Annotated in this window: 6 protein-coding genes and 1 pseudogene; 3 read left to right on the top strand and 4 right to left on the bottom strand. The window is 37.6% G+C overall.

What is annotated here, in order from left to right:
* Window positions 1-125, bottom strand: a 125-nt coding sequence (locus ACP6PL_RS15350) for a pentapeptide repeat-containing protein (RefSeq protein ID WP_426546147.1), incomplete at its 3' end; no start/stop codon positions are given.
* Here ACP6PL_RS15350 and ACP6PL_RS15345 point away from each other — a divergent pair.
* Window positions 79-294, top strand: a complete 216-nt coding sequence (locus ACP6PL_RS15345) for a hypothetical protein (protein ID WP_426546146.1) — start codon at window positions 79-81, stop codon at window positions 292-294. The two genes, ACP6PL_RS15350 and ACP6PL_RS15345, sit on opposite strands and share 47 nt — an antisense overlap.
* Here ACP6PL_RS15345 and ACP6PL_RS15340 read toward each other — a convergent pair.
* The 3 genes and pseudogenes from ACP6PL_RS15340 to ACP6PL_RS15330 form a co-directional block, all read right to left on the bottom strand.
* Window positions 204-2,705: pseudogene (locus tag ACP6PL_RS15340) on the bottom strand (NACHT domain-containing protein); the annotation flags it as partial. The gene ACP6PL_RS15345 and the pseudogene ACP6PL_RS15340 overlap by 91 nt on opposite strands.
* A gap of 481 nt (window positions 2,706-3,186) precedes the next feature.
* Window positions 3,187-4,869, bottom strand: coding sequence for a chaperonin GroEL (gene groL, locus ACP6PL_RS15335; protein ID WP_426546132.1), 1,683 nt, complete (start codon window positions 4,867-4,869; stop codon window positions 3,187-3,189).
* A 914-nt stretch (window positions 4,870-5,783) separates the two neighbouring features.
* Window positions 5,784-7,562 carry an EamA family transporter gene (locus ACP6PL_RS15330; RefSeq protein ID WP_426546131.1) on the bottom strand — a complete coding sequence of 593 codons (1,779 nt, stop codon included), beginning with the start codon at window positions 7,560-7,562 and terminating at the stop codon, window positions 5,784-5,786.
* A gap of 138 nt (window positions 7,563-7,700) precedes the next feature.
* On the opposite strand from ACP6PL_RS15330, the gene ACP6PL_RS15325 reads away from it, so the two are divergent.
* Complete coding sequence (locus tag ACP6PL_RS15325) at window positions 7,701-8,960, top strand: RNA-guided endonuclease InsQ/TnpB family protein (RefSeq protein ID WP_426546130.1); 1,260 nt, start codon at window positions 7,701-7,703, stop codon at window positions 8,958-8,960.
* 568 nt (window positions 8,961-9,528) lie between these two features.
* A complete protein-coding gene (gene rplS / locus ACP6PL_RS15320) occupies window positions 9,529-9,912 on the top strand; it encodes a 50S ribosomal protein L19 (protein WP_426546145.1) in 384 nt (127 codons plus the stop codon).
* The last annotated feature ends 80 nt before the right edge of the window (window positions 9,913-9,992 follow it).

Below are 9,992 nucleotides of genomic sequence, written 5' to 3'. Positions count from 1 at the left end.
CTAATGAGGTCGGCACTAATGAGGTCGGCACCACTGAGGTTGGCATCTCTGAGGTCGGCACGACTGAGGTCGGCATCTCTGAGGTCGGCACGACTGAGGTCGGCACTAATGAGGTCGGCACTAATGAGGTCGGCACCACTGAGGTTGGCATCTCTGAGGTTGGCATCTCTGAGGTTGGCAGCTCTGAGGTCGGCACCACTGAGATTCGCATATCTGAGGTCGGCACCACTGAGGTCGGCATATCTGAGAAACTTACCTACTATTTCTACAAAAGCATCAACCTCAAGACATTGACTATAACCAATAATCTTCAATAGTTTTGTTTTATCAAAATCTTCACTGCCCGGTTCACCACAAGGATAAAAATCCAACTGCTCCCGCAACCTATCCTGAGACTGCCCATAACGATGCAACTCAAACAACAAAATCATCACATTCAACCCCGTATAAATATCTACCCGACGTTGCCCCGACTCAATACCCCACTGCTGCAACTGCCTCGCCTTTTTCTGAGGTAAAGTTTCCTCCGTTGCCTCAATAAACTTCCCATCACACCAGTCTAGATAAAACCCATGCAACCGCTCAAACAAGACCAGCAACTCAACCTGACTTTTCACCAACAACGCCATCAAATATTCCACAACTTCTGCCGTCAAACTCCCATAACCAAACAGATCGTAAACCTGCCATTCCAACTCCTCATCAGACACCACATAAGTCTTACGTCGCTTCCCAGTTTTCTCCGTCAAATCTTCCAGACTTTCTGCCATCCTTTTTGCACAGAGAAACTCACCAAAACTCTTATGAAAAAACTCCACCGAATTTTCTGCTGCTGCTGCCGACTTCAAATAAAAAGCAGCCAAAGCATTTTTCAACCCATCTTCTCGTTTATCTTGCCTAGCTTTTTCAATTAACGCCTGCAACTCCTTATATCCCTGTTTCACCAGTCGGTCTTCAATCATTTTTATTGCAGCATATTCGCCACCAGACTGTACTACACACAACCCCGCTTCTGCCAACAAAATTTCTAAATCTTCTGGCTCCAACTTCGTAATTTCAGGATTAAGATTTTTACCCTCTTCTACTCGCTGTTTCTCCAGCACCCACTTTAACGCCTGCTCATAAATCAAAACTTTTGTACCACCAACATCAGCAGTAGCAAACATCTCTCCCTGTAACTGCTCATCCCGGTGCATTGCAGCTAGCAAATACAATAAAAGTGGTTCCCGCGCCAACTCCTGAACCTGCTCCGGACATTGTGCGCTGTGCAAAAATTCCCGAAATTTTGCTGTTTCCTCTTCCCCGACTACCATCTGCCACTTTTGAAACCACTGTTGCTGAATATTGTCAGCCATCGGCAAAATACTCACCCGCTCCAAATTAGGAGGCATCAATCTTTCAATGCCATAAAGCGCCAAAGGTCTACCCGTAATCAAAACCCGATGACCGCGCTCCTTATTTTCTGCTGCTCGTTTCTGAAACTGTCCCACCTGATCTAAAAGTTCCTTCAATTCATTACTTTTCCCTCGCTCCAACAACAACTCATCAAACCCATCGAGCAAAAACAGAAATTGAGTATTGCGGTCTGTCAACCAACCGTTATCACTTTTGACAAAATCCCAACCTACGGCATTAGTTAGAGTCTGATCAATATTTGCAGCAAAATTTCTGACATCCCGCAACCGAATCAAAATAGGTGTATAAATAGGATGTAATTCCTGGCGCACCCAGTCAGCAAACATTCGGCAAAATACACTTTTTCCTCTTCCCGGCCCCGCTTGAATAAATAACACCTGTTTATCTTTATTTTCATCCAACAAAATTGTTTTTGCCCACTCCTCAATATTCTGAGATTCAGCATCTTTATCGACCTCCCCATCGGAGTTAACAGATTTAACTTCTAGTGGTACATAAATATCCTGAAAAGAGAAATTTTCATCAAATACTTTTTCCTGTGGTTTAGTAGCGATGTTGTCTTCTAAATACTTATCAATACTGCCATAAACTGCCAAATCTTGCTGCCAACCATCCCCATAAATTCCGGCTAATTTTTTAGCATCATCTTTCACTCCTGACACCGCTTGTTTCATATAACGGTGGGTACTACGAGAAATTCTTTCAGTGACAATTTTGGCAGTATTTTCATCCAAACCAGATTCTTGGAAACGTTCAACCAAAATCTCATCAAATTTTTCTCTCAACTGTGAATCATAAAAACAAATCAAAGTATCCTTAGCATTTCGGTCATTAAAATCAATATCTTCATCCAACTTATTAATCTGTTTTTGTACAGCTTCTGATGCCTCAGTTTCTGTCAGCCTCTCCGATATTTCTGGATGTTCTATAAAAAATTGTCTAAAACTTTCTAAATAAGCTACCTGAGCCACCAATTGCACTTCATCTTCTAAGGTTGGTTCCTGCCGAGTTTTTTCAACAATAAAAGAAATAATTCCAGTTGCAATAGGCAAAAAAGGTAAACTCTCCTTCACAACTTTTCCCAGGGGAGAATTTAACACATCCAAAACAGAATCAATATTTTCAATAAAAGGTTTTAATTCCTTAGCATCCTTATTTTCTTGTATTGCTTTTGCTATTTCAAAAACCGCCTTAGCCGACTCAACCCCACCTTTAACAGTTTCCGATAAATTTAACTCTATTTCTGTGTTGAGAACTCGCCAAATATTCCGCCAAAGTTTACCTGCCATAGTTACTCTAAGATATTAATATTAATTAGACTAATTATAACATTCTCAAATTTATATCATGTCCAGTTGGCAACGGAAGTGTTATAAGAAACCGGGTTTGTCGGAGGTCGATGTTAGTATCGTAGGGCATTTGATACAAACCCGGTTTCTATGCTTTTTTATACCGATACTACCGGATTTGATATTATATCATGTCTGGATAATTAGCGATAAAAAAAGTTTTTGTTTGTAGTTGGGCTTCAGCTCGAACTGTAGATAGGGCTTCAGCCCAACTACAAGCTTTAATTATAACTATTCAACCGGACATGATATTACAGCATTTTTCAGATAGATGAACTGCATTATCACAATTAAAACCTTGTAGGGACGTTGCATGCAACGTCCCTACAAAAAACAGGCTAACTTAATATATAGCACTACGCAAATCAGAAATTACTTTTAACTTTTGACTTACGCATAGCCCTATGTGGGTAGGCAAAAATTACATCATTCCCATGCCAGGCATACCCATGCCACCCATGCCACCCATGCCGCCCATGCCGCCCATGCCGCCCATGCCGCCATCCATATCAGGGCCAGCAGCTTTCTTCTCAGGTTTCTCGACAACAACAGCTTCAGTAGTTAATACCATACCAGCAATGGAACCTGCATTTTGCAACGCAGAACGTACCACCATCGCCGGATCGAGAATACCAGCAGCAATCATATCTTCGTATTCGCCAGTTAAAGCATTGTAACCAACACTAAAATCAGTGGAACGTACTTTCTCTACAACTACAGAACCCTCAGCACCAGAATTATCAGCAATTTGACGCAAAGGTGCTTCTAAAGCACGCTTCACAATATCAGCACCAATTTGCTCTTCATCTGTTAAGCTACCTTTTAGCTCATCAACCTTAGTAGATAAGTGAATTAAAGTAGTACCACCACCAGGCACAATGCCTTCTTCTACAGCAGCTTTTGTCGCATTCAACGCATCTTCAATGCGTAACTTCCGATCTTTGAGTTCGGTTTCTGTCGCAGCACCAACTTTAATTACTGCTACTCCACCAGCTAATTTAGCGATGCGCTCTTGTAATTTCTCTTTGTCATAATCAGAGTCGCTCTCTTCAAGCTGTTTGCGAATTTGACCGATTCGCTTTTTCACTTCTTCTGCTGTTTCTCCACCAGCAACAATAGTTGTATTGTCTTTGTTAATAGTAATTTTACGGCCAACACCCATCATATCTAAGTCTGCCATCTCTAGACTCAGACCAACTTCTTCGGAGATGAGTTGACCACCTGTGAGAATAGCAATATCTTGAAGCATTGCTTTACGGCGATCGCCAAAACCAGGAGCTTTCACAGCAGCAACATTCAGTACACCCCGTGCTTTATTCACCACTAAAGTAGCTAAAGCTTCCCCTTCAATATCCTCAGCAATAATTAATAAAGATTGACCAGCACGAGCAACTTTTTCCAGTACCGCTACTAAATCCTGAATAGAAGAGATTTTCTTATCAGTGATTAAGATGCGAGCATTTTCAAAATCTACTACCAACCGTTCTTGATCGGTGACAAAATAAGGGGAAAGATAACCACGGTCAATTTGCATCCCTTCCACAACTTCCAAGTCTGTAGAGAGAGACTTAGATTCTTCAACGGTAATTACCCCATCCTTGGTAACTTTCTCCATTGCCTCAGAAATCATTTTTCCTACTTCTGCATCACCACCTGCAGAAACTGTGGCAACCTGAGCGATCGCTTCTCCTTCTACTGGTTTAGCGACTGTTTCTATTTCTTTAACTAGCTGATTAATAGTTTTCTCAATTCCCTTACGCACTGCTACTGGGTTTGCGCCAGCAGCTACGTTTTTAAGACCTTCCTTAATCATAGATTGAGCTAAAACTGTAGCGGTAGTTGTGCCATCTCCAGCAATATCTTTAGTTTTAGATGCCACTTCTTGAATTAATCTAGCTCCAGTATTTTCTAGAGGATCTTCTAATTCAATATCCTTCGCTACGGTAATCCCATCATTAACAATCTGGGGAGCACCAAATTTTTTCTCTAATAATACATTTCTACCCTTTGGCCCCATAGTGATTCTTACCGCGTCAGCTAGACTGTTGATTCCTCGCTCTAGAGCGCGTCTGGATTTATCATCAAATTCTACAATTTTGGCCATATAATTTCTCCTATTGCTTCCAAATAAAAATTTAGCACTCTACAGTATCGAGTGCTAGTTCGTGGAAACCGTACATTGAATAATTGATAATGGATAATTGATAATGAAAACTATAGTAATCAGGAATTTAGATGTGAGAACTCCTGCATGAACATTGAATAATGGATAATGAACCTATCCCACTAATAATATTTTTGCTGAAAAGCCCAAATATTGTTAAAGATAAAAACAAAAAATCTAGCTTTTAAGGAATATTTTACTTAAGTAAATAAGCATTTTTAGAATAGTGGGATAGGTTGATCGATAATTGATAATGAAAACGATAGGAATCACGAATTAGATGTGATAACTTCTGCATGAACAAAGTTTAATATAATAGACATCTGGTGATAATTAAAAATAAAATCAATCCCATACATTGAATAATAGATAATAGATAATTGATAATTTATCATGAAAACTATAGCAATCATGAATTATATTTGAGAACTCCTGCATGAACATTAGACCTCTCCAAAAATAAAAAATCAAATCAATTATTGAGCAAAAACCGTCAATTATTTCCCCCTATTCCCTACTCCCTACTCCTTCTTTTCCAGAGAGATATAATGAATAATTGATAATAAAAACTATCTCTAACGCCATGTGCAACTTTTCTAAACTTACCGAATTTAAGTAGTTATGAAAATAACCTTTTCCCTCTTATGGCAATAAGCCGTTGTATTTTAGTAGAAAGTTGCACACCGTCTATCTATAATGATCAATTATCCATTATAAAACATAGCCATTAGATATCTGGTGAAAATAAAAAATTAAATCAATTATTATCCATAAATCATCAATTATTTCTCCCTGTTTCCTGTTCCCTATTTTCTGGAGATGTCTATTTCTAGCAGGTACTGATAACTTAATTTTTAACTTGTCTTTTGCTTGGCTCCAAACATTCTTTCAAAACTCATTGCAGCAACACCAATAATTACCAATATCATGCCAAAAACCTCTTTTACTCCTAATACTTCTCCAATAGTAAAAAGAGCAAGTAAAGCAGTTAAAGCAGGACCAAAAGTACCAACAATAGATGCTCTTGCTGCTCCAGCAAATCTAATAGCAAAATTATTTAATACATAGCTAGCAATTGCTAAAATTCCTAGAATAATACCACCAACAATTAAACCAGACCACACAGTAGGATCAATATTCGCTGACCATTCTGCAGGTTTAGGCATCATTAAACCTAAAGCAGAAAATACAAAAATCCCTGCAAAATTAACTAAACTAAAGGGAATAGGGTGAAGCTTTCCTGCTGACATTTGTGTTAGTAAAACATATCCAGAAAAAGTAATACCAGCACCTACTCCAGCCAAGATTCCTGGTTGATAATTACCAGCTCCACTAGGAATAACTAAAATTGCTCCCAAACCAATAATAACCATCGCACAAATTCTGACAAGAGAAGGGCGATCGCCAAATAATCCCCAAGATAATAAAACAGTAATAATTGGATAAATAAAGAAAATTGTAATGGCAATACCAGTAGGTATATTACCAATAGAAATATAGATTAATACCTGAGATAAAAACAAAAAGAAAGCACTACCAATAACTTTCCACCATAAAGAAAAATCTTTGGATTTGATGAAATGCTCAATATCACTCCAAACAGCAGGATAAAGAAATGTTGCGACTATAGGCATCAATAACATTACTACTATGAGTCGTAGTAATAAAATTAATAAAGAATTACCAATATTGGGGTTAATTAATCCTGGCATTGAAAATAAACCACTAAAAATTTGATGTGGTTGTGGTGGTGTATTGAAGATTATCTTGACACAAACATTAAATAAAGATAATACTGCTGCTGAAAGTAGAGCCAAAATTAAACCCATCTGAACTTGAGAAGCAGACTTTTGGGGTTTAGGAGTAGATTCAGGTTTAGGTACGGACTGTTTTTCTGGCGACTCAACAGGAGTTGATGTTTGTGAAGAATTAGTATTGACTGAGTTCCTAGCTCCAGACTGAGAATTTTGATAAGTTTCAGATGAAACGACATTATTGTTTTCCAGTTGTGCCTGAAGACGACTCACCAAAGTTTCTAGAATGACCTCACACTGCTGTTCCATACCACGCATATTATTTAGTTGTATAGAAAGGTCACTTTCGTAACTGTCCAACTCCTGTTTTAGGGTATCGAATGTTCTGCTCAAAGTAGCAGACAAGGAATATCCCAACTCATTAGCAGACTCATAATAGCTATCTGGAGGATTATTCATTGATAATTCTCCACCTGGAAAACCACCTGGTTGTAATCCTGATAATTCTCCACCTGGAAAACTACCTGGTTGTAATCCTGGATCAACATTTTCCCTTAATTCTCTAATTTTATGGCCTAACTGTTGTTGCAAATTATTGGCCAGAACTTGAGCGAGTTGTTTAAGCCATAATTGTTGCTGGGCTATTTGTCGCTGAGACAGAGATTCTAGTTGTTGAGATTGCAACTGTTCATATTGTTTCCGTAATCTATTTACATCCTCATTAAGCTCTTCTTTCTCTACTCTTAGTCTGTTTATATCTTGGCCTAACTGATTTGTTAAATTTTGACGAACATTGTCCAAGTCTTGAATCACTAACTTCAGGACTTCTTCTGCTGATTGAGGGGTTTCGGCTCCCTGATTTGAAGGTTGAGTATTCATCTTAATTTTTCGGTAAGTGTGAAACCAGCCTGTTTTAATGACTGGAGGAAAACGACGGGCGCGGGTAAGAAAGCGCAATTGCCTTGACGTCTATGAAGGTTTTCGCTATAATAGTTATTATACGGCGAAAACAAAATTATGTATTTAACCCAAAAAAACAAAATTAGAAACTTGTCTAGCCAAGAATTTAAAGCCTTAAGGCAATTGTGCAGATTGTCAAAAAATATGTACAATGTAGGGCTTTATTCTGTGCGACAATTCTATTTTGCTGAGGGTGGATATTTAAGGTACGAGTCAAATTACCATTACTGCAAAGATAATGAAAATTATCGGCTACTTCAAACTGATATTGCACAACAAACTTTAAAAGTTGTAGATAGGTCTTTTAAGTCGTTTTTTAACTTAATCCAAAAAACTCAAGAAGGACTATATAGGTTTGAGCAAATACAATTACCTAGATATCTAAATAAGGAAGGTTATTTCCCTCTAATAATACCTCGAATTAAGGTAAAAGATGGATATTTCAATATCCCAATGTCTAGGAAATTTAAAGCTGAATATGGTGCAGTAAAAATCCCTTTTCCTCAAAGATTAGCTGATAAGAATCTCAAGGAAGTTAGGATAATTCCTAGATTTAATGCCTGGTTTTTTGAAGTAGAATTTATTACAGAAGAGGAACCACGGCCAGTAGTAAAATCTAATAATGCACTAGCAATAGACCTGGGTTTAGACAATTTAGCAACTTGTGTATCAAATACTGGGTCATCGTTTATTTTGGACGGTAGAAAACTTAAATCAATTAACCAGTGGTACAACAAAGAAAATGCTAGATTACAATCTGTAAAGGATAAGCAAAGTATTAAAAAATCAACCAAAAAGCAAGTTAGCATTACAGTAAATCGAAACAATAAAGTTAGAGATTACTTAAATAAAGCTGCTAGATATTTAATCAACTGGTGCATAGATAACAGTATATCCAATATTGTTGTAGGTGTTAATCCGGGCATGAAAAAAAATATCAACTTAGGTAAAAAAACTAACCATAAATTTGTACAAATACCACACAATGTCTTTAAGTTCAAACTAAAAGCTATGTGTGATAGATACGGACTAACTTACACTGAACTTGAGGAATCTTATACGTCTAAAGCGAGTTTTCTAGACAAGGATGAGATGCCTGTTTACAATGCTGATAATCCAACAGAATATAGTTTTAGTGGCAAACGAATTAAACGTGGCTTGTACAAAACTAAGCAAGGAAAATTGATAAATGCTGATGCTAACGGTGCGGCAAATATTGGAGTCAAAAGTAACCTGAATGGGTTTATTCCGGACAGACTAGAGGCATCTTTGGCTATGCCATTAAGGGTAAAATTTGACGTGAGGAAAGTCCGTTAAATTTATTCCTCTTAAGAATCCACGTGACTTTAGTCTGTGGAGTGTCAATTTCCGTTCCATATTTGCTAATCTGAAGCTCACAATAGTTTATTGCTTCATCCTATAAGTCTCCGCACTCCTCTGTCTACAATATATTAATAGATTCATTTTAGTTATCAGTTATTAGACAAGGTGGACAAAAGTTAAATAATTAATAATTACCTCTTCTGGAATAGAAGGATTGGCTCAAAGGAATTTTTTTCTTCTCTTCGTTGAGTGGACAAGAAAGCAAAGGATAATAGAGTAAGACTTGGTAGACTTGAGGAAAAGTAGACAAGGAAGTGCAAATTAGGGTCAGACAAGGTGGTTTGGTGGGGGGTATAGTAAAGATTTAATACCTCTGATTAAGTACCTGGACAGAATTAATTGTGCATTTTTGATTTCTCTTTCACAGAGCAATCGAAGGATTAACAAAAAATATTATATATAAATAACTTTGTCCACCTACTTATACTTTTTTCCCTATTCCCTATTCCCTATTCCCTATTCCCTGATATATAATAATAGATTGTGAGTTTTAATAAGTATGATGAAAGCCCAAGAAATAATTTCCTCGATTGAAGCTGAAGAAATACAAAAGTTCCAGCAAGACTCTAAAAAGAAAATTCCCCAACTTTATGTAGGTGACACTGTAAAAATCGGAGTCAAAATTATAGAAGGAGGAAAAGAACGAGTCCAACCATACGAAGGTACGATTATTTCCATGCGGAATGGAGGGATAAACAAAACTATTACAGTTCGTCGTGTTTTTCAAGGTGTAGGGGTAGAAAGGGTATTTTTACTGCATTCTCCTAGGATTGCTAGTATTAAATTGATCCGTCGGGGTAAAGTGCGTAGAGCCAAACTTTACTACTTGAGAGATCGTGTTGGTAAGGCCACTCGTGTGAAGCAAAGATTTGATCGTCCTTTATAGTTTCAAAAAGAATCTCAAAAATTCTCTGCTACTTGATAAAAAGTTATGTTATACTAAGCAGAGTCGTTGAGGTAGATTAG

It is taken from the genome of Dapis purpurea BLCC-M126 (assembly GCF_050015975.1).
Classification (GTDB): Bacteria; Cyanobacteriota; Cyanobacteriia; order Cyanobacteriales; family Microcoleaceae; genus Trichodesmium.
The sequence above is the reverse complement of the archived record's forward strand: the minus strand, read 5'-3'. Positions and strand labels throughout refer to the sequence as shown.